20 protein-coding genes are annotated in these 18,072 nt (G+C 62.2%); 10 read left to right on the top strand and 10 right to left on the bottom strand.

Going from position 1 to position 18,072, the window contains the following annotated elements; translation table 11 throughout:
- Positions 1–3: 3 nt before the first annotated feature.
- Together BB347_RS01030 and BB347_RS01025 are read right to left on the bottom strand one after the other, a co-directional pair.
- Positions 4–393 (bottom strand): nascent polypeptide-associated complex protein, encoded by a 390-nt coding sequence (locus BB347_RS01030; RefSeq protein WP_076579300.1) that lies wholly within the window; start codon positions 391–393, stop codon positions 4–6.
- 331 nt (positions 394–724) lie between these two features.
- A complete protein-coding gene (locus tag BB347_RS01025) occupies positions 725–1,216 on the bottom strand; it encodes a PUA domain-containing protein (protein ID WP_076579303.1) in 492 nt (163 codons plus the stop codon).
- 250 nt (positions 1,217–1,466) lie between these two features.
- On the opposite strand from BB347_RS01025, the gene BB347_RS19160 reads away from it, so the two are divergent.
- On the top strand, positions 1,467–1,643 hold the full coding sequence (locus tag BB347_RS19160; RefSeq protein ID WP_168170916.1) for a hypothetical protein: 177 nt from the start codon (positions 1,467–1,469) through the stop codon (positions 1,641–1,643).
- Positions 1,644–1,723: 80 nt separating this feature from the next.
- Here BB347_RS19160 and BB347_RS01020 read toward each other — a convergent pair whose 3' ends face one another.
- Complete coding sequence (locus BB347_RS01020; RefSeq protein ID WP_076579306.1) at positions 1,724–2,221, bottom strand: LabA-like NYN domain-containing protein; 498 nt, start codon at positions 2,219–2,221, stop codon at positions 1,724–1,726.
- A 148-nt stretch (positions 2,222–2,369) separates the two neighbouring features.
- On the opposite strand from BB347_RS01020, the gene BB347_RS01015 reads away from it, so the two are divergent.
- Complete coding sequence (locus BB347_RS01015; protein ID WP_083687695.1) at positions 2,370–3,431, top strand: twin-arginine translocation signal domain-containing protein; 1,062 nt, start codon at positions 2,370–2,372, stop codon at positions 3,429–3,431.
- A gap of 150 nt (positions 3,432–3,581) precedes the next feature.
- Here the strand turns inward: BB347_RS01015 and BB347_RS01010 are convergent, their stop codons facing one another.
- Positions 3,582–3,968, bottom strand: a complete 387-nt coding sequence (locus BB347_RS01010) for a hypothetical protein (protein ID WP_076579312.1) — start codon at positions 3,966–3,968, stop codon at positions 3,582–3,584.
- A 260-nt stretch (positions 3,969–4,228) separates the two neighbouring features.
- Positions 4,229–5,053: a M48 family metallopeptidase gene (locus tag BB347_RS01005; protein ID WP_076579315.1), complete on the bottom strand. Its 825-nt coding sequence runs from the start codon at positions 5,051–5,053 to the stop codon at positions 4,229–4,231.
- Between the two features lie 425 nt (positions 5,054–5,478).
- Between BB347_RS01005 and dapA the strand changes: the two genes are divergently transcribed.
- The 7 genes from dapA to BB347_RS00970 all read left to right on the top strand — a co-directional run bounded on the left by dapA (position 5,479) and on the right by BB347_RS00970 (position 12,508).
- Complete coding sequence (gene dapA / locus BB347_RS01000) at positions 5,479–6,420, top strand: 4-hydroxy-tetrahydrodipicolinate synthase (RefSeq protein WP_076579317.1); 942 nt, start codon at positions 5,479–5,481, stop codon at positions 6,418–6,420.
- Positions 6,421–7,188 (top strand): 4-hydroxy-tetrahydrodipicolinate reductase, encoded by a 768-nt coding sequence (gene dapB / locus BB347_RS00995; RefSeq protein ID WP_076579320.1) that lies wholly within the window; start codon positions 6,421–6,423, stop codon positions 7,186–7,188.
- On the top strand, positions 7,185–8,021 hold the full coding sequence (locus BB347_RS00990; protein ID WP_076579324.1) for a 2,3,4,5-tetrahydropyridine-2,6-dicarboxylate N-succinyltransferase: 837 nt from the start codon (positions 7,185–7,187) through the stop codon (positions 8,019–8,021). Before dapB ends, BB347_RS00990 begins: the two co-directional genes overlap by 4 nt.
- Positions 8,022–8,078: 57 nt before the next feature.
- Entirely contained in the window at positions 8,079–9,455 is a 1,377-nt protein-coding gene (gene lysA / locus BB347_RS00985) for a diaminopimelate decarboxylase (RefSeq protein WP_076579327.1), read from the top strand.
- 4 nt (positions 9,456–9,459) lie between these two features.
- Positions 9,460–10,290, top strand: a complete 831-nt coding sequence (gene dapF / locus BB347_RS00980; protein WP_076580194.1) for a diaminopimelate epimerase — start codon at positions 9,460–9,462, stop codon at positions 10,288–10,290.
- On the top strand, positions 10,287–11,495 hold the full coding sequence (locus BB347_RS00975) for a M20 family metallopeptidase (protein WP_076579330.1): 1,209 nt from the start codon (positions 10,287–10,289) through the stop codon (positions 11,493–11,495). The genes dapF and BB347_RS00975 overlap by 4 nt, the downstream gene beginning before the upstream one ends.
- A 290-nt stretch (positions 11,496–11,785) precedes the next feature.
- Positions 11,786–12,508 carry a hypothetical protein gene (locus tag BB347_RS00970; RefSeq protein ID WP_139326964.1) on the top strand — a complete coding sequence of 241 codons (723 nt, stop codon included), beginning with the start codon at positions 11,786–11,788 and terminating at the stop codon, positions 12,506–12,508.
- Between the two features lie 68 nt (positions 12,509–12,576).
- Here the strand turns inward: BB347_RS00970 and BB347_RS00965 are convergent, their stop codons facing one another.
- The gene (locus BB347_RS00965; protein WP_076579336.1) at positions 12,577–13,347 is read right to left on the bottom strand and encodes a CPBP family intramembrane glutamic endopeptidase; all 771 of its coding nucleotides are present in this window, start codon (positions 13,345–13,347) and stop codon (positions 12,577–12,579) included.
- A gap of 196 nt (positions 13,348–13,543) precedes the next feature.
- Here BB347_RS00965 and BB347_RS00960 point away from each other — a divergent pair, with 196 nt between their 5' ends.
- Positions 13,544–14,119, top strand: coding sequence for a HalX domain-containing protein (locus BB347_RS00960; RefSeq protein ID WP_076579339.1), 576 nt, complete (start codon positions 13,544–13,546; stop codon positions 14,117–14,119).
- Positions 14,120–14,188: 69 nt separating this feature from the next.
- Here the strand turns inward: BB347_RS00960 and BB347_RS00955 are convergent, their stop codons facing one another.
- The 4 genes from BB347_RS00955 to purB form a co-directional block, all read right to left on the bottom strand.
- Positions 14,189–15,346: an acyl-CoA dehydrogenase family protein gene (locus BB347_RS00955; RefSeq protein WP_076579342.1), complete on the bottom strand. Its 1,158-nt coding sequence runs from the start codon at positions 15,344–15,346 to the stop codon at positions 14,189–14,191.
- Between the two features lie 108 nt (positions 15,347–15,454).
- Positions 15,455–15,829, bottom strand: coding sequence for a cupin domain-containing protein (locus BB347_RS00950; RefSeq protein WP_076579345.1), 375 nt, complete (start codon positions 15,827–15,829; stop codon positions 15,455–15,457).
- A gap of 248 nt (positions 15,830–16,077) precedes the next feature.
- Positions 16,078–16,506: a nickel-responsive transcriptional regulator NikR gene (gene nikR, locus BB347_RS00945; protein WP_076579348.1), complete on the bottom strand. Its 429-nt coding sequence runs from the start codon at positions 16,504–16,506 to the stop codon at positions 16,078–16,080.
- A 119-nt stretch (positions 16,507–16,625) separates the two neighbouring features.
- Entirely contained in the window at positions 16,626–18,011 is a 1,386-nt protein-coding gene (gene purB / locus BB347_RS00940) for an adenylosuccinate lyase (RefSeq protein WP_076579350.1), read from the bottom strand.
- Between the last annotated feature and the right edge of the window lie 61 nt (positions 18,012–18,072).

Below are 18,072 nucleotides of genomic sequence, written 5' to 3'. Positions count from 1 at the left end.
GCGTTACTCGAGGGATTCGACCGCAGCGGCGAGGTCGCCGTCGACGTCCTCGAGTGCTGCGCGCGCGTCGTCCTCGCTCGCTCCGGTACGGGCCGCGACGAGTTCGACGTCGTCGTCGGGAATCGCACCGCCGGCGTCCGCGTCCTCGTCGCCGCCAGCCCCGCCAGCCCCGCCGGCAGCACCGGATTCGACTTGCTCGGGCGAGCCGATGACCTGGTAGGTCTCCTGGCCGCGAGCGTCCATCTTCGTGACTTCGGCGTCGTTGAAGACGAGGTCGTACTCGTCCGTGCGGATGATTACCTCCTCGGCGTCGATATCCTCGACGTCGATTCCCATCTGTTCCATCATCTGTTCCATCTTGCGCGGGTTCAGTCCGCCGCCTCCTCCGAACATACCCGACACGTCGCTGTCAGCAACCTTTTATGCTACGGTCCAAACTTTTGCGCTGCGGTCGCGGCTTCGCCGCGCCCTCGGCAAAACTTTGATGAAAAGCACTCCTCCCTCCGTTTCGACACCTCCGGAGTCTTCACATCGGTCGTCGGCCCGCTCGCTCACTTCGTTCGTTCGCGGTGAGTATCGGTAAACAGCCTGCCCTTCCCCGCTGAGCGGACGCTTGCGTCCGCGATGCTCGGAAGAGTGTGCTCTTCCGTAGGGTCGCGGGGCTCTCGCAGGGCTCGAGCCCCGCTCCCGGCCAGCGCTTTGGACTCTCTCCGGGAATTTTGACTCACTCCGCGGGCACGCCTTCGCGCACGCGAACTGCCATTCCCGTCTCGAAGTCCTCGATTCCCTCGGCGGCGAGGTCGGCCGTCCCGACGGCGATGAGTTCGCCGCGCTCGTGGACGACGAGCACCTCGTCACCGGGACGAATGTCGGGTCCCGCCTCGAGAACGAACTTCGCGAAGACGTTCTTCTCGTCGCGGACGAACGGTTCGCTCTCGTCGTCGACGATCACCCGGTAGGCGGGGGACTCGAGCGCCTCGTGCAGTCGTCGTCCGCCCTCGAGTCCGAGGGTGAATCGGCCGTCGATGCCAAAGGAGACGAGACGGCCGCCGTCGGCGTGGACCTGCTGGGGCCGTCCGGAATTCGTTCGTTTGACCGTTACCGACTCCTCGCGCGGAAAGAGGGCCGACCCCGCGCCCGCCCCGAACTGGTAGTCCGCGATCGTTCGGAGTTCGGACACGCCGGCCAACCCGCCCTCGGTGGCTCCGTCGCTCATTACCCACCTCTTCTTCCGAGCGGTCGAAAGCCCTTCGACCTCGAGTTTCGTCTCAGTATCCGTTCTCGCGAAGGCCGTGGCCTGTCGTCTCAGAGTCAACTATCGCACCAACTGAGTCGAATCAGGCACCGATCGTCGAACCGTCTGGCGAGCAGGTGTGCACCGATGTTCAGTGGCTACCAGAGAAAATAGCGCCATATTATGGATATGGTGAAGGTTATAACACTCGATCCGAAAGTTCCATCATCTCATGGACGCCACGCAAATCGGCCTCGGAACGGCACTGCTCGTTCTCGGGGGGCTAACGCTGGCTGGTCCGGCGACGCTCGTCTCTGGCCCGGTAACCTATCTATTGACGGCCGCGACACTGTGTGTGACGGGATACGCACTCCTGGTTGGCATCGGACGCAACCAGTATCCGAACTGATCTTCCTCGAGCAAGGCCGAGAGAAGAACTGATACGAAATCCGCGAGTGTCACGCAATCGGCTGCGCGGACGAACTCGACCTACAGGAGGAACGTCTCGTGGCGGTCGCCGAGGTCGAGAAAGGAATCGGCCGCGGCGATGAGGTCTTCTGCCGTCGAGGACTCGAAGGCCATCACTTCGACACGGACGCCCTCGTGGCGCAGGTGCGAACACAGCCGCGAGAAATCCCCATCACCCGTACAGAGGACGATCGTATCGACGTGGTTCGCAAGCGTCACCGCGTCGAGACTCATGCCGACGTCCCAGTCGGCCTTCTTCGTGCCGTCGGAAAACGTCTTGATCTCCTTGATCTTCGGCTCGAAGCCGATGTCGACCAGCGCCTCGAAGAAACTCTCCTCCTCCGGTGCGTCCGCGCGAATGACGTAGGAAATCGCTCGAGTGAGTTCGCGGTCCTGGACGGCCTTCTCGAGGAGCGCGGAGTAGTCGATATTGCGGCTGTGGATGCTCTGTGCGGTGTGATAGAGGTTCTGGGCGTCGACGAGAACCGCGACGCGCTGACCGGGATGGATTTCCGTCATATGCTATACTGAATCGGCCACCGTTAAAAAGTCGCGTCAATTGCCGTGTTTGCTACCGAATCAATTGCATCCATTATTCATCTGGAAGACCATATATTACATTCTTTTTAATAAAAATTTTAAATATTATTGTGTAGATTAACTAATTATGTCTGAGAATACAGACAGGAGTGACGGTTTAAGCAGACGGAACGTGCTGAAAAAGAGCGCAGTCGGCGCGAGTGTCGGTGCTACCGGACTAAGTCAGTCTGTAATCGCGACGAGAGATACCGAATCCGACGAACTTGAGGAGTTCGAAGCATTACCAGAAGTCCAGTCGATTCTGGACAAACTCGGTGAAACCGGCTTACCCGGTGTTGATGCGCCAGAGACTAAAGAACTCGTCGGCGACACGATCGAATTAGTTGTCACGGAAGTCGAATTCGAATACGGGATCTTACAGATCGGTCAAATCAACGGGGAAACAAGCGCGGCGTTCGCCTTTGAATGGGAGAACCCATCGAACGGTGAAGGAAACCCACACCGTCGAGACGAGGGTCGTGGGAACGCTCACGGTCGAACGAACGTTCCCGAGCAGTACAGGGAAATTCCAGCGGGGACGACTGCTTGGCTACTCGGGGACGATGATGAGACCGTTTTCCGTCGTACGGCGACGGATCGAGAACGCGAGGTTGCACTCACTGAAGTTCAAGTCAGTGGTGATCAAGAAGCAGTTGCCTATACCGAATCCGATGTCGACGGTATTTTCGTCAACGTGTTCGATACATCGGAAGACGAACTGAAGGCCTGGCGATACGTACTACCCGCCGAGGATGTAGCGACGTTTGATCCCGAATCGACTGAGATTTCGTCGGTTGGGAGTCCGGAACTCATTGCCCACAGCGACGGTGTTTCTGGGGAGGTCTCCGTACAGTTCGCCCACGACAACATTCCGGACCCAAGGGAGTACGCGAAAGACGTCATCGAGACGACCCTTCCCGGTGCTGCCGGAGATTGTGGTTACGAGGCTGGAGAATGCGTTGCGGGCATCATTACCAGTATCAGTTCGTGTTACCGATGTGCACCGGGCTGTGCTGCCGGCTCTACCGGAGTCGGTGCCGTCGTCTGTGTCGCCTGTGTCTTCGCAATGTGTTCGCACGTATTGACGGGAACCAGTTGTGTCGGTCCGAACGGCGCGGTGGCCTGTCTGGAAGACAACGGACATATTTAGCCGCCACTTGGCGAGATGATCAACAACTATTTTCTCTACAATGTGAGAGGCTCGAGGGCCGCGAGCGGTAGCTAAAGAGACATGTTCCGGTCGAGTCCGTGAACATAGGCCAGAATATTGATATTCACCGCAGTCGTCGGTCGAAATCGCTCAATTCGGAGACGGTTCGCCAAATGATCCCCCGCCACGAAGATAGTAGACGCCCATTGCGGGCATCACGACGGCTATCGATACCCAGAGCGCGGCCTCCGAGAGGCTGGTCCCCGAATCAAGGAGATCCATGATCGCCAATGGGGCCGCGGCGATGCCAAACATAATGCAACCGACGCCACCCATCTCTCGTCGGCGATCCGCGAACCGCGTCCGACCGAACGCGACCGCGATTTCGACAGCTCCGGTGAGGACGAGCGCCGCGTACAATGCGAGAAACCCGATAGCGACCGGCACCGAAGCATCTCCCGAGAGCGGAACAAGTAGATAGAGGTGACCGAACAGTACCAGTACGGAACCGCCAACGAAGTGCCAGAGCGAAACCATATTTTCCGATTTTTGCTGCCAGGCAATAAGTTTTATCACTGAAATTTACGCCTGTAATCAATGGTGATGTTCAGTCAGGTCACTTACACCAAGAAGTATAGTGATTTCAAATCGGCCAGGACGGTGGAAAGCCGAAATGTCGAAAAACGCTACGCGCCAGGGTAAAACACGTGCGAATTCACTCGAGGGGGTCGATGACGCTGTTGACGTATCGACGTCTGCAAAAAAAAAAGCCGACGGGATCGAATTGTCCGCGACGTTCAGCTACGGAGCTTCTGAATGCGCTTTTCGGTTGGTGGGTGGGTCGCGAACACCGTCTCAAGCAGTCCGCGCTCGGAGTTGAAGATACAGAGCGCGGCCTGCCCGTCGTCGATGGTCGACTCGCGGTTTTCTGCGCCCTGCGAGATCTTCTCGAGGGCTCGAGCGAGCGGGTCGCCGCTGCCGATGTACTGGCGGGCGTCGTCGTCGGCAACGTACTCTCGGTAGCGCGAGATGGCCATCACGAGCACCGTCACGAGCATCTGCGCGATCATCGAGAGGACCATTCCGACGATGAAGCCGCCGGGGTTGTCCTCGCCCGCGAACACGTAGACGAAGTAGACGGCGTAGCCGACCATCATCCCGATGGAGCTACCGACCGTCATCATGAGCACGTCACGGTTCTTGATGTGGGCGAGTTCGTGGGCGACGACACCCTCGAGTTCGTCGCGGTCGAGCAGCCGGATGAGCTCCTCGCTGACGACGACGACGCCGTTGCCCTTGCGGCCGGTCGCGAAGGCGTTCGGAACGCCCATCTGCTGGACCATCAGTTTGGGCTTCTTGATACCCATGTCACGGGAGAGTGACTCAGTCATCCGGTGGATATCCGCATATTGGCCCTCTTCGGGCATCTCCTGAGCTTTTCTGGTGGCGGCCCAGGTCCCGAGTTTGTACTGGAGGAACGGGAACGTCACCAACAACAACAGGACGATCGGCCAGGCCCCCGTACCCAGGAGCGTCAGTCCGACGGCCCCGACGAACAGGTACAGCGCCGCCAGCATCGAGCCGACAACGAACATCCGTAGCTTCAGTCCGAAGTCTGTCATAGGCGGCTGTAGGTGATCATGGTGTATAAACACAGCGAGATATATCGACGGATTCGGTGGCCCATCGCGCGATTTCGCAGTCCGATAATCGTCGCTAATCGATCGACCGGGGACGTTGATAGGTCCGTCCCGCGCCACGTTTAGCGTACATCGCGTCGATCGAGGCGGAACGAAATTCATAAGTTCGCCCCCGTTCGTCTCACTCGTATGTCCCGCTCCGCTCGCATCGCCGTCTCCCGTCCCGTGAGCGGACAGTCTGTGGCTCCTTTTGGTAAAAAACGTCCGTGAACAGTGCTCGAGGCGGGCGTAGCGCCCCCGTCCCGGGTACGGTCCAGACGAACCCGGGTTGAACCCGTATTCGACCCCAACCGAGACGTACATCACCCATAACCAAGTAACCGCTATCCAACCAGCAGACAACACCAATGACACACGATATCGACTTCACGGGCGTCTTTCCGGCGATGTGTACGCCCTTCGACGAGGACGAACGGATCGACTTCGAAACCCTCCAGACCGACGCGCAGCGACTCGAGACCGCGGGCGTCGACGGCTTAGTTCCCGTCGGCTCGACCGGCGAATCTGCGACGCTGACTCACGACGAACACGTCCGCGTCGTCGAGAGCGTCATCGACGCCGTCGAAGACGTCCCGGTCATCGCGGGCACGGGTTCGAACAACACCCGCGAAGCACTCGAGCTTTCCGAGCGCGCCGCCGAAGCCGGTGCGGACGGACTGCTTCTCATCTCGCCGTACTACAACAAGCCCGAACAGCGCGGACTTGTCGAGCACTTCCGAACGATCGCAGACGCGGTAGACCTCCCACAGATCGTCTACAACGTCCCCTCGCGAACGGGCCGGAACATCGAACCCGACACCGCCGTCGAACTGGCGAGCCACGAGAACATCGCAGGCTACAAGGCCGCAAGCGGTGACCTCGGCCAGATCGGCGAAATTGCAGAGCGGACGATGGACGAGGACTTCGCCGTCCTCTCGGGTGACGACGCGCTCACGCTCCCCACGATTTCGGTCGGCGGAACCGGAACGATCAGCGTCGCCGCGAACGTCGAACCCGAACTGACCTGTGCGATGGTCGGTGCCGCACTCGATGGAGATTATGCACGGGCACAGGAAATTCACCACGAACTCGGCGACCTCTTTCGCGAACTCTTCGTCGAGACCAACCCGATCCCGGTCAAGGAAGCGATGGAGATCCGCGGCTACGGACCCGCCCGGATGCGTTCACCTCTCAGCCGGCTCTCCGAAGAGTATCGCGACGACCTCGAGGCCGTCCTCGACGATCTCGAGACGACCTCACCCGCGGCGGCAGACGACTCCAACGTAGAGCCCGCCGCGGAGGGTGAGTAGATGACGGTACGGGTCGGCGTCACCGGCGCAACGGGGCGGATGGGCCGTGAGGTCATCGCCGCCGTCGACAACCACCCAGAGTGCGACGTCGTCTTCGCGGTCAACCGTGAGCCCGACGGCGAGACGGTCGAGGGCGTCGAACTCGAGTCAGCGAGCGAGTTCGATTCGCTCGTCGACGAGCGCGAGCCAACCGCCGTCGTCGACTTTACCGGCCCCGAGTCGGCCATCGAGTACCTCGAGGCCTGCGCGGCCGCCGACGTCGCGTTCGTCACCGGGACGACGGGCTTCAGCGACGCGCAGGAAGACGCACTCGAGGACGCGAGCGCCGAGATCCCCGTGCTTCACGCGCCGAACTTCGCTCGCGGCGTACAGGCCCTGTTGAATGCCGTCGGCGAGGCCGTCCAGAATCTTCCGGGCTACGACGTCGAACTCGTCGAGACCCACCACAACGCGAAGCGCGACGCGCCGAGTGGCACCGCGAATCGGTTGCTCGAGGAGATCGAGGCCAACGGTGAATTCACCGATCGCACGCACGGCCGAGAGGGGGTCGACCCCCGTGAAGCGGGCGAAATCGGCGTTCACGCGCTCCGCGCGGGTAACGTCACGGGCGAACACGAGGTCGTCCTCGCGGGCAACCACGAGGAGGTTCGTCTCACTCACCGCGCCGAGGATCGGGGCGTCTTCGCCGCGGGCGCGGTCGACGCCGCGGTGTGGATCGCTGGACAAAAGGCAGGTCGCTACGAGTTTGCGGACGTGATCGACGAATGAGCACGCTCGAACAGGAGATTACGGAGCTGTGGAGCCAGTATCAGGACGACGAGATCGACGCCGGGAGCGCAGGCGAAGACGCCTACGCGACCCTCGAGGCCTTCCTCGACGCGCTCGAAGCGGGCGACGCTCGCGCGGCCGAAAAGCACGGCGATACCTGGGAAGCCAACGAGTGGGTCAAGCAGGGAATCTTGCTCAACTTCGGCCTGCGCTCGATTCAGCGATTCGAACACGGCGGCGTCACGTACAACGACGTCTTGCCACTCGCGGACTCGAGTGACTACGGCGAGCGCGGCAGTCGCAACACGCCGGACGGCACCGTCGTCCGTCAGGGTGCCCACATCGGCTCGGACTGCATCCTGATGAGTCCGGCATTCGTCAACATCGGCGCTCACGTCGGCGACGGCACGCTCGTCGACTCCTGTGACACGGTCGGTTCCTGTGCGCAGATCGGAGCAAACGTCAAACTCGGTGCGAACACCCTCATCGGCGGCGTCCTCGAGCCAGTCGAGAACGCACCCGTGATCGTCGAGGACAACGTCTCCCTCGGCGCCGGCTGTCGCGTCACGAGCGGCTTCGTCGTCGGCGAAAACAGCGTAGTCGGGGAAAATACGCTGCTGACGCCGCGCATCCCCGTCTACGACCTCGTCGAAGAGGAGGTCGTCTACGGCGAACTGCCCGCGAACCGCCGGGCGTTCACCCGGTTCGTCGAGTCCTCGATCAGCGACCACGACCTCTTCGAGGGCGGCGCGTACAAGCCAGCCGTCGTCGCCACCGACCTCGAGACCGAGACACTCGAGGCGACCGAGCGCGAGGACGCGCTGCGCGAATAACGACGTCGACGCATCGAATCCAAACGCTTGAATCAACACGATCACTTTGCCAAAACGATGACCGCGCCCGTGGAGTCGCCCTCGATCCGCCGCCTCGCCGACTGGGACCCGACGCGCCTCGAGTCCCTCGCCCAGGACTACGGCTCGCCGCTTTACGTCCTCGACCTCGAGCGCGTCCGCGAGAACTATCGCCGCCTCGAGTCGGCGTTTCCCGACGCCGAAATCCTCTACGCGGTGAAAGCGAACGCGCTTGGTGACGTTCTCGAGACGCTTCGCGAGGAGGGGGCAGGCCTCGAGTGTGCCTCCGCCGGCGAAGTGGAACGCGCGCTCGCGGCCAGCGAATCTGCGGCCGAGAACGGCGCGACGGGCGCGAACGTCCACTATACGGCGGTCAACCCGCCAGCACGCGACCTCGAGTGGGTCGTCGACGCCTGGGAGGAGTACCCCGACCTGACGATCACCGTCGGTGCCGAGGACACCATCGACCGCCTCGAAGAGCGGGGTTACGACGGGCGACTCTGTTTACGCGTCAATCCCGGTATCGGCGCCGGTCACCACGAGAAGGTTCAGACCGGCGCTGCCGCGAAGTTCGGCGTCCCGGCGGAGCGTGCCGTCGACGTCCTCGCAGACGCCGCCGACCGAGGCTTCGACGTCGTTGGTATCCACGCCCACGTCGGCTCCGGCGTCTCGAGCGATCAACTCGGCGACCACCGCGAGTTCGTCTCGCGGATGGGCGACCTCGCTCGGGATGTGAGCGAGGCGCTCGCGGGAGATGGCGACGGTCTCGAGTTCGTCGACGTCGGCGGCGGCTTCGGCGTTCCCTACCGCGAGGAAGACCAGCCGCTGGATCTCGAGGCGGTCGGCGACGCGACCCGGGACGCGCTCGGTGACGTCGACGCCGCACTGACGATCGAACCCGGCCGCTATTTCGTCGCGGACGCGGGCGTCCTCCTGACCGCGGTCAACACCGTCAAGGAGGCCCGAGATACCCTCGCGGTCGGCGTCGACGCCGGCATGACGACCCTCTTGCGACCCGCGATGTACGACGCGTACCATCCGATTCGGAATCTGACGGCCGCCATCGAAGCCGAGCAACACGGCGCGAGCGACGACGAACGTGGCCGCGAAACGGTTGCACAGACCATCGCCGGTCCGATTTGTGAGAGCGGAGACGTTTTCTGTGAGAACCGTCACTTACCCGTAAGTGAGCGCACGGACGTGCTCGTGATCGGCAACGCGGGGGCCTACGGCTACGAAATGGCGAACCAGTACAACTCACGGCCGCGGCCTGCATCGATCGTCCTCGAGGACGGGGACGTTCGGCTCGCCCGCCGCCGCGAGACGCTCGAGGACGTGACCCGTCTCGAGCGCGAGGCCCGCGATTCGGAACCGAGCGCGAACCACGAGACTCATGCCGAGCACGACACACGATAGCACGATGACTGTCCCATTCCAGAAGTACCACGGCACCGGCAACGACTTTCTAATCATTCCTGCGGACGAGTACGTCTCCAACCGCGGTGCGCTCGCCGAGCGCGAGTGCGACCGCGAGGAGGGCGTCGGTGCCGACGGCATCCTCTATCTCGCACTCGAGGAACGGTTCTCTCCGCCGCGCGTCGTTATGACGCTCGTCCAGCCCGACGGCGCGACGGCTCCGATGTGTGGCAACGGCGCGCGCTGTGCCGCCGAGTGGGCCATGCGACGAACCGGCGCGGACAGCGTCATGATCGACACCCAAGCTGGCACGCTTCGAGCTGATCGAACCGACGGCGACATCACGATCGAGATGGGGACGCCGACGTTCGATCCGAAAGCCGTGCCCGTCAGAGCCGACGAACCCGTTTTCGAGCAGGAGATCGAGGGACTCGAGGTGACGATGGTCAACACCGGCGTCCCTCACGCCGTCGCCTTCGTCGACGACGTCGACGACATCGACCTCGAGGCGGTCGCACCGCCGATTCGCTACGGCGACGAGTTCCCGGCCGGGACGAACGTGACGATCGCGAGTCCCGACGGTTCGGGCGGCTTCGATCAGCGATCCTACGAACGGGGCGTCGAGGCCGAAACCGATTCCTGTGGAACCGGCGCGGTCGGCATCGCCGTCGTCGCTCGCCGCCTCGGGCGGACCGACGCCGATCCGGTCGACGTGCACCCGCCGGGTGGCCACCTGCGAGTGAGTTTCAACGATCGCGGGAACGCCACGCTGACCGGCCCCGTCGAACACGAGTTCGACGGCGAAGTGGCCATCAAGTCCCCGACAGAACTGTGAGCAGAGACGACCCATCCGGAACGGCTCCGGCCGAGAGCGAGTCGACGGGCAGCGCCGACACTCCGTCCTCCGCGTTCGACCCCGTTTCGTTCCTCGAGACCGCTGTGCAACGCCCCTCGCACGAGGATATCGGACCCATGCGGGAGTTACTGTGCGAGACGCTCGAGGCCAACGGCGTCGACCCGCGCGTCGACGAGCACGGAAACGTCCTCGCGACGCGAGGCTCGGCCGATGCGGACGCACACGTCGTATTGAACACGCACATCGACACCGTCTCGCCCCACGTTCCGTTCGAACGGGAGATCGACGGACGCGATGGATACCCCGAAACTGACGGCGAGATCATCTGTGGCCGTGGCTCCTGTGACGCGAAGGGACCCCTCGCCGCCATGCTCGCAGCCTTCTTCGCGGTCGACCTCTCGAGTGGGGCCGGCCGCGTGACGCTCGCGATCACGCCCGACGAGGAGGTGCTCTCGATCGGCGCGTACGAACTGGTCTCGAGTGCGGATTCGCCGACGCGTGACGCCGACGCCGTGATCGTCGGCGAACCGACCGATCTCGACGTCTGCACGGCGGCGAAAGGTCGGTTTCAGGGGACGATTCACCTGACGGGTGCGAACGCCCACGCTGCCGAACCCGAGACCGGAATCAACGCCGTCGCTGCCCTCGAACCCGTCCTCGAGACGATCCGGACGTTCGACGAACGCGACGACGCCCCGCCGACCCACCTCCAACTCGGTGAAGCGACGCTCACGCCGACCGTCGTATCGGGCGGTGAGGCGACCAATCAGGTGCCCGCCGACTGCGCGCTGACGGTCGACCGACGAAGCGTCCCGCCCGAAACGGCGGAGGACTTCCACGCCGCGTTGACCGACCGACTCGAGGTCGCGGTGCCGGCGGGAGTCGGCGTCGAGTTCCGCTTTACCGACCGGCCGACCCCGTTCCTCGAGGCGTGGGATACCGACCCCGACGCACGGATCGTCGACGTGCTCGCCGACGCCGCAGGCGGTGCCGTCCGGCCGTTTTCGGCGGCGACGGAGGCGTCGTACTTCGCGCAGGACGCGCCGACGGTCGTCTTCGGACCCGGCGTGCTCGCCGACGAGAACGGTGCCGTCGCCCACGCCCCGCGAGAGTACGTCCGGATCGAAGCCGTCCGCGAGGCCGCACGTGCACTCGAGGAGACGCTACAGACGGTTCTCGAGTGACTCGACTTTTTAGACGACTTTACCAACTCATTTCGCCCGTCTCACTCGTCCCACTGCGTCGAGATGTACAATAGCGCGATCATGCCCAGAATAGCGATCGTAAAGAGGGCGATGGTCGCGATTTCGGGAAAGAGGTACTCGAGTAACGCCTCGCTCATACGAGAGCGTTGAACGTGCCCGCTCAAAGCGGTGTTGGTCGCTGGCTGGAAAACGGGCGTCCGCAGCGGTCACTCACAGCCCCTCGTTTCGATCGTTTTTTGTCGTTACTGCCGAAGCAATAGGGCACACTCGTGTTTCCAGTTCCCGCCGGCGTGTCGCTCGAGCAGGCAGTTTCGGCGACAGTCTCGAGTCTCCCACGGCAACTCTTCGTTGCGGGTATCGACCTCCCGCGGCCAGTACTGTTGAGTCTCGCTGTTGCCGTCACCGCTGGAGTCCTCGGTGTCCTTTTCGTCGCCGGGTCGTCGTCGTTCACGCGTTCGATTGGGACTGAAATCAGTGCCCACCCGGATCGAACGTTCGCGATCGGGTTTCTGGGATTCTTCGGCGTTCTGGTCGTCGTTTCCTCCCCGTTGATCGTCACGACGGTGTACGAGCAGGCGACTCTCGTTGCGCTGGCGGGGATCGTTTCGCTTCCCGGCCTGTTCTTCTGGGGACTCCTGTTGGCCTTCGGCGCGACGCTCGGTGCGCTCGCCGTGAGCCACCACCTCCTCGAGAGCGTCACCGGCGAGGAGCCATCACTCTGGTGGGCGCTCCTGGCCGGCGTACTCGTTCTCGCCTCGAGTCAACTGATTCCGATTTTGGGAGCCCTCGTCGCGATGGGGCTCGCGACCGTCGCAATCGGGGCGATCCTTCGCCAGCGCACCGAACTCGAGCGACGGCTGTTCGACGAAGAAAACGGGGATCGACCCTCGAGAGCCGAGTCGGTCGACCAGCCCCGGTGGACTGAAACGACCTCCGCAACTCTCGACGACACTCGTGGCGACGATTCGATTCGGGACGAACGAGAGCTGTAGGAGGGGGAATTCTGGCACCTCGAGTCGGAGATCGAACTCGACCGGGGGAACGAGCGTCGGACGAGTTCTCAGGCGTACGTGACGTAGTTCGAGTAGTAGACGAGGGCGTTGTAGCCGCCGTGGATGAGTGCGGGGACGACGAGGGTATCGGAGAGTTCGTAGAGGATACCGAGGTAGAGTCCGAGTGCGAACACCGTGCCGAGACTGACGAGCACGGCACCGAACTCTTCGCCCATGTACACCGGGAGGTGGACAGCCGCGAAGACGAGCGACGAGAGGAGGACGGCGAGCGACGACGGGAACACCTCGCCGAGACGTGACTGAACGACGCCGCGATAGAGCAGTTCCTCGCCAGGGCCGGTCAGGAAGAGCGCAATCGGGATGGCAACCAAAAAGAGCGAGGGATACTGTCGTCCGTCTTCGATCGACGAGTGCGTCTCGCCCTCACCACCCGTTCCAAACGGATCGACGAACTCGATGAACACCTGATACCCCATGACGACGGCGAACGCCCCCCACAGCCCGACGGCGATCCACAGCATGTCCCAGACCGTCGGCTTCCGAATTCGGAGAAACTCGAGGGCGAACGGCAGGTCGAACCCGTTTCGACGGACGATGAGGTACGTGAGCGCGACCCCGGCAGCGCCGACGACGTTGAACGCGACCGACGAGCCGATCTGCATAATCGCCCGAATATCGTAACCAGCGGCGAGGGCGTGGAGTTCGACACCCAGCGTCGCGGCGAATCCGGTCAGCCAGCCACCGATCGCGAGAGCGAAACAGAGCCCCAGCACGCGAAGTCGGTGGGAGATCGCCGTCGAACGCCGACTCGAGCCCATACCTGCTCGTTCACACCTCCGGTAGAAATAGGTTCGAGATCCGGAGTGCGTGTTGATTGGTGTCTATGAACAACGTGTTTTCATAGACCAGTTAGTGTAAATATGTGTTCTCGTGGATAGTCGCGAGATTTATCATACAGTAGAAGAATTCATTGCTCATGAGTGTGATGGATGAGACGAACCGAGGGGAAAGTAAGTGAGCACTGAACCAGACATCCTCGTCGTCGACGACGAGAATCAACTTGCCGATCTGTACACCGAGTGGCTTCAACAAGACGGATGGTCCGTCGAGACGGCCTACGACGGCGAATCAGCCCTCGAGAAACTTACGGCGTCCATCGAAATCGTTCTGTTAGACCGTCGGATGCCGGATCAAACCGGCGAGGAGGTCCTCGAAACGATTCGAGACAACGGGTACGACGTACGCGTCGTCATGGCGACGGCAGTCGATCCCGACTTCGACATCATCGAAATGGGGTTCGACGACTACCTGGTCAAACCACTCTCAGAGGAAGAACTCCTCACGGTAGTCGACCACATCGACCAACGAGCCACCTACGAATCGGAGGTTCAGACGTACTACACGCTCGTCTCGAAGAAAGCCCTCATCGAGTCCAAAAAATCCGCGCCAGAACTGGAAGGTAACGAAGAGTATCAGACGCTCTGTACGCGCGTCGAAGAACTCGAGGAACGGACCGACGCGACCGTCTCGAGCCTTCGAAATCACGACGAATTCGTCGGCGTCTTCCAAGACATCTCATCCGAAAACTAACGGTTCCCGTTCGCTCCGCTCGTTTTCCCAACCCGATACCGAAACGTCCGTTTCGTTCGCTGACGCTGTTTAGCTCCTCGGTGCCTGCCCGTAGATCAGGTTTCGCTGGATTTCGTTCGCTCCCTCGTAGATGACTGGAATGCGCACGTCGCGATAGACGCGCGCGATTCGGCGCTCGTCGAGTATCGACCGCCCGCCGTGAAACTGCATACCTTGCTCGGCGACGTCGACCGCCATCTCCGTCGCGTTCGTCTTCGACAATGCCGCCCAGTATCCCACGTCGTCGCCATTCTCGACCTTCTGGCAGGCACGCCAGGTGAGTGCTCGAGCGCGTTCGAAGGCCATCAACATCTCCGCGAGGCCGTGTTGGACCGCCTGAAAGTCGCTGATCGACCGGCCGAACTGCTCGCGGTCGTGGACGAACTCCCAGGTTTCCTCGATCGCTGCCGCTCCCAATCCCAAGCCGTGTGCCGAGACGACGATGCGGCCGTGATTGAAGAATTCGGCGAGCAGCCAGAAGCCCGCACCTTCCGCGCCGATCAGGTTTTCCGCGGGGATACGACAGTCCTCGAGTTCGATGTGCGCCTGCTTCGAGGCGCGCATCGCCATCTTTTCGGGAATGTGTTCGGCGTCGTAACCGTCGGTGTCTGTCGGGACGATGAACAGCGAGTGATTGCCGTAGCGGTTGGTCTCGTCGTCGTCCGTTCGCGCGTAGAGGGTGACCCAGTCCGCTTCGACGCCGTTTCCGATCCAGTACTTCTCGCCGTTGAGGACGTACTCGTCGCCGTCTCGTTCCGCGGTGGTCTCCATACCCGTAAGGTCGCTGCCGGTATCGGGCTCTGAAACCGCGAGCCCCGAACGCATCTCCCCCTCGGCAACCGGGCGAACGAACTCCTCGCACTGCTCGTCGGTGCCGTGTTCGTACGTGATCTCACAGCCGAAACTCGCCAGTTGGAGCGTCAACGCGATGCCCGCATCCGCCCGATAGAACTCCTCCGTCAGTGCGAGCAGTTGGGGAAGGTCGAATCCGCGACCGCCCCACGCTTCCGGAATGTCCTGTGCGACGAGACCGGCCTCCTGGCCCGCTTCGAGGATCTCCTCCGGATACGTTCCATCCTGAAAGTGCTCCTGCGCGTTTGGTTCGATGTGTTCACGCGCGAACTCGCGGGCTTCGGCTTTGACGTCGCGTGCGTGCTCCGGGACAATACTGTCCTCGAGTAGCTCCATGCACCACTACATGATAGTGTGCCAGAAATAGTCGCACCACAACAGTGCAAGTCCGAACGGAAGTCCGAGTTTGTCCTCGGTCTCGGACGTTTCGAGGAGGCCGTCCGTTCACCCAGCGAATCCGGAGAGTAGTCGCTCGTCGTCGCCGTTCTCGTCGCCGATACTGGGCGCGCTGACGAGGACGAACGCGCTCTCGTCGTCGCCGTTTCGAATCTGACGCGTCGACTCCGGTGGAAGCCAGAGTGCATCACCGGTCTCCATCTCGACCGGTTCGTCGTCGACGACGACCGTCGCAGCGCCCTCGATCAGGACGTACACTTCCTCGTGCTCGTTGTCGGTGTGATCGTGTGGCTTGCTGTTCCAGCCCGGGTCACACCGTGCGACCGTCACGCCGACCTGTTCGGTCTCGAGTGGATCGCTCAGGAAGTGCATCGCACTCGAGACCTGATCGACGTCCTCGTAGTTCACTTTCCGATAGGTCATGTGTACACATTGGGCGGGACCCCAGTAAAACTACGCGTTCCGGGACGATTCGCGAGAACGTCTCACTCCCCCATCAGTTCGACGAGCAACTCGAGCGATTCTCCGCGTCTGTGTGCTCCATGCCCCAGACGTCGCTCGAGAGGGTTCTACCGTGCACCGACATCGTCCAGTTTCGTCGCCTGACTATACATCCAACTGATACATCGAATATCGACACAGACAACCGAGAATAGCCGAAGCGCTGGCCGTTATCCGTCCTGTGAGATCGGATCGAAGCTGTCGACCGGAATCACGGAGTAGTCGACGGTCAGCGCGTCCTTCGTCGCTCGAATTTTCCCGACAAACGTCGAGATATCCTCGAGTTCGCCCTCGAGAACGAACAGTTCCATGCAGTAGTGGTCGCCAACGTGGCTGTGGAAGTTCGAGGCGACGAGATCCTCGTGTTCGTGACGGAGGTGCATCATCCGCTCTTCGACGCTCGTGGTTTCGTAATCGAAGAGCACGGTGACGATACCCATCAGTTCGCGTTCCTCGAGACGAGTGTCCTCGAATTCGCCGAGGAGGTTCCGAGAGGCTTCCCGGACGACTTCGCTGCGGCCGGTGTAGCCGTGGTCATCTGCAAACTGATCGAGTCGCTCGAGAAGTTCGTCCGGCATCGAGACGCTGACGACTGCCATGTAATAACTCAGCCGCCTTAGAATAATAATCCTTATCATCTCGAGGGCGCGCTTGACGACGACGAGATCTTCGGTTCGAAGAACGAAATCCTGCGAAACAGCCGACGGAATGGCGAGTACTATTCGATCTCGTCGACCAACTCGTCCGCAACCCCCGTGTAGCCCGTCGGCGTCAGCGCGTGGAGTTCCTCGCGAACCTCCTCGTCGACCGCGAGTTCGTCGAACATGTCACGGAAGTCCTCGAGCGTGACGTCCTTCCCCCGCGTGACGGCCTTGACGCGCTCGTAGGCGTCTTCTTGCCCTTCCCGGCGCAGAATCGTCTGGACGGCCTCGCCGATGACTTCGGGCGTCGACTCGAGGTCCTCGCGCATGACCTGCTCCGTCGGAACGACCTTCTCGAGGCCGGATTCGGTTTTGCGGTAGCCGATCAGACAGTGGGCGAAGGCCGCGCCGATATTTCGCTTGACCGTCGAATCGGAGAGGTCACGCTGAAGTCTCGAGGTCGTGACGTAGTCGGCAAGGAAGGTCAAATCCGAGTTCGCCTTCGAGAGGTTCCCCTCGCTGTTCTCGAAGTCGATTGGGTTGACCTTGTGGGGCATCGTCGAGGAGCCCGTCTCGCCCTCGACGGTTTCTTGTCCGAGGTAGCGATCGGAGACGTAGAGCCACATATCTAGGTCGAGATCGAGGAGGACGTCGTTCGCGCCGCGGAAGGCGTCGAACACTGCTGCGAGGTCGTCACAGGGGTTGACCTGCGTCGTGAGCGATTCGAACTCGAGGCCGAGGTCCGTCACGAACGCCTCGGCGAACGCCGACCAGTCGACGTCCGGGTAGGCCGAGTGGTGGGCAGCGTAGGTCCCCGACGCGCCGCCGAGTTTCCCCCGGAGTTCGTCCGTCGCCCGCCGAATGCGGCCCGTCGTGCGGCCCAGTCGGGCGGCGTAGACCGCCATCTCCTTGCCGAAGGTCGTCGGGGTCGCGGGCTGGCCGTGCGTTCGGGCGAGCATCGGGAGGTCGCGGTAGTTCTGTGCCATCTCCGCGAGCCAGTCTCGAACGTCGTACAGCGCCGGGAGGAGCACCTCGTCGACGGCGTCGCGAACGAGCAGCCGGTGTGCCAGGTTGTTCACGTCCTCGCTGGTCAACCCGAAGTGGATCCACGCCGAGGCGTCGCTGTCCTCGGACAGCCGGTGGCGGACGAAGTACTCGACGGCTTTGACGTCGTGATTGGTCGCTTCGAACTCGGCGTAGCCCTCCGTCTCGAGCGTCTTGATGAGTCGGGCGTCTTCCTCCGCGAAGTGTTCGTACAAGCCTCGAAGCTGGTCGCGTTCGTCGGCGTCGATTTCGAGTGGCGTCGCCTCGAGGTCGGCGAGTGCGAACAGGTACTCGACTTCGACGCGGACGCGTGCACGCATGAGCGCGGCCTCGCTGACGTACGGCGACAGCGGCGCAGTCCGGCTGCCGTAGCGGCCGTCCAGCGGCGAAACGGCGTACAGGGCGTCGGTTTCGGTCATGTTGGAATGCTTTCCCCAGGCGGTGCAAAAGCGTATCGAAGTCGCCCCCGTACAGGGCCAC

The sequence above is a fragment of the Natronorubrum daqingense genome (assembly GCF_001971705.1).
In the GTDB taxonomy this organism is placed as follows: domain Archaea; phylum Halobacteriota; class Halobacteria; order Halobacteriales; family Natrialbaceae; genus Natronorubrum; species Natronorubrum daqingense.
The sequence above is the reverse complement of the archived record's forward strand: the minus strand, read 5'-3'. Positions and strand labels throughout refer to the sequence as shown.